Raw genomic sequence first — 1,914 nt, 5'->3', positions numbered from 1 at the left:
GCATGGGATTGCCGATCTCCATCCGATCAAGCATTGTCCGATTTGCGGTTCGACGCAAACAGCGACGGCTGACTATCACCGGAAAGCGGTGGCGCCCGGAGGGGAATCTGCCTGCAAAATACGCTATCTGCCCAAATTTTGCGCAGACGGATGGAGGAGCGATGTATAGGCTTTGGGCGTCGATGACGCATCCGATGCGGCGGATGACGCGAATTTACATCCGGGTGCGGCATGGCATCTGAATCGCCCGATACCGTCTCCAACCTCCGGGAATTGGCACGCTTCGTGCTTGATGGAGGCGCAAGCGGGGTACACAACCCGTCTCTTTGGCAGTGGAGGCCACTTTTTACATGAAAAAGATCGAAGCGATCATCAAGCCATTCAAGCTGGACGAAGTGAAGGAGGCGCTTCAGGAGGCCGGACTGCAGGGCATCACCGTTACCGAGGCCAAAGGCTTTGGCCGGCAGAAGGGCCACACCGAGCTCTATCGAGGCGCCGAATATGTCGTCGACTTCCTGCCCAAGGTGAAGATCGAGGTGGTGCTCGGCGACGATGCCGTTGAAGGCGCCATCGAAGCCATCCGCAAGGCGGCGCAGACCGGCCGCATCGGCGACGGCAAGATCTTCGTCTCCAACATCGAGGAAGTCGTCCGCATCCGCACCGGCGAAACCGGCATGGACGCCGTCTGACGCCACCCCACCTTTCTGAACCGTCATCATCAAAAAACGTCATCAAACAGGGATACATGACATGACGACAGCCAAAGACATCATGAAGCAGATCAAAGACAACGACGTGAAGTTCGTCGACCTGCGCTTCACCGATCCGCGGGGCAAGCTGCAGCATGTGACGATGGATGTCGTCGAGGTCGAGGAAGACATGTTCGCCGACGGCGTCATGTTCGACGGTTCCTCCATCGCCGGCTGGAAGGCGATCAACGAGTCCGACATGGTGCTGATGCCGGACACGGACACCGTCCATATGGATCCGTTCTTTGCCCAGTCGACCATGGTCATCCTGTGCGACATCCTCGATCCGATCTCCGGCGAGGCCTATAACCGCGACCCGCGCGGCACCGCCAAGAAGGCCGAGGCCTATATGAAGTCGGAAGGCATCGGCGACCAGATCTTCGTCGGCCCGGAAGCCGAGTTCTTCGTGTTCGACGACGTCAAGTACAAGGTCGATCCGTACAATACCGGCTTCCGGCTCGACTCCACCGAGCTGCCGTCCAATGACGACACCGACTACGAGACCGGCAATCTCGGCCATCGTCCACGCACCAAGGGCGGTTATTTCCCTGTGCCGCCGGTTGATTCATGCCAGGACATGCGCTCCGAGATGCTGACCGTGCTCGCCGAGATGGGCGTGCGCGTCGAGAAGCATCACCACGAGGTCGCGGCCGCCCAGCACGAACTCGGCATCAAGTTCGATACGCTGGTGCGCAACGCCGACAAGATGCTGATCTACAAGTATGTCGTGCACCAGGTCGCCAACGCCTATGGCAAGACGGCCACCTTCATGCCGAAGCCGGTGTTCGGCGACAACGGTTCGGGCATGCACGTCCACCAGTCGATCTGGAAAGGCGGCAAGCCGACCTTCGCCGGCAACGAATATGCCGGCCTGTCGGAGAGCTGCCTGTTCTACATCGGCGGCATCATCAAGCACGCCAAGGCGATCAACGCCTTCACCAACCCGCTCACCAACTCCTACAAGCGGCTGGTGCCTGGTTATGAAGCGCCGGTGCTGCTCGCTTATTCGGCCCGCAACCGCTCGGCTTCCTGCCGCATCCCGTTCGGCTCGTCGCCGAAGTCGAAGCGCGTCGAGGTCCGCTTCCCCGATCCGGGCGCGAACCCCTATCTCGGCTTCGCCGCCATGCTGATGGCCGGCCTCGACGGCATCAAGAACAAGATCCAT

The 1,914-nt window shown here is 60.1% G+C and carries 3 protein-coding genes; all 3 read left to right on the top strand.

Annotation, left to right across the window (positions count from 1 at the left end; genetic code table 11):
• On the top strand, window positions 1–242 hold a 242-nt coding region (locus tag EOA29_RS42440; protein WP_210213211.1), incomplete at its 5' end, for a hypothetical protein.
• Window positions 243–350: 108 nt separating this feature from the next.
• Window positions 351–689 (top strand): P-II family nitrogen regulator, encoded by a 339-nt coding sequence (locus EOA29_RS34825; RefSeq protein WP_006205430.1) that lies wholly within the window; start codon window positions 351–353, stop codon window positions 687–689.
• Window positions 690–750: 61 nt separating this feature from the next.
• Window positions 751–1,914 (top strand): type I glutamate--ammonia ligase (gene glnA, locus EOA29_RS34820; protein WP_127222283.1); only part of this gene is annotated, 1,164 nt, incomplete at its 3' end.

This window comes from Mesorhizobium sp. M1E.F.Ca.ET.063.01.1.1, assembly GCF_003998155.1.
Classification (GTDB): domain Bacteria; phylum Pseudomonadota; class Alphaproteobacteria; order Rhizobiales; family Rhizobiaceae; genus Mesorhizobium.
Note: the sequence above shows the minus strand (reverse complement) of the source record. Positions and strands in the feature narration are given on the sequence as shown.

Excerpts from the sequence above, each read along its gene's own strand:
- EOA29_RS34825 (WP_006205430.1), top strand. The coding sequence starts at position 351 with ATGAAAAAGATCGAAGCGATCATCAAGCCATTCAAGCTGGACGAAGTG.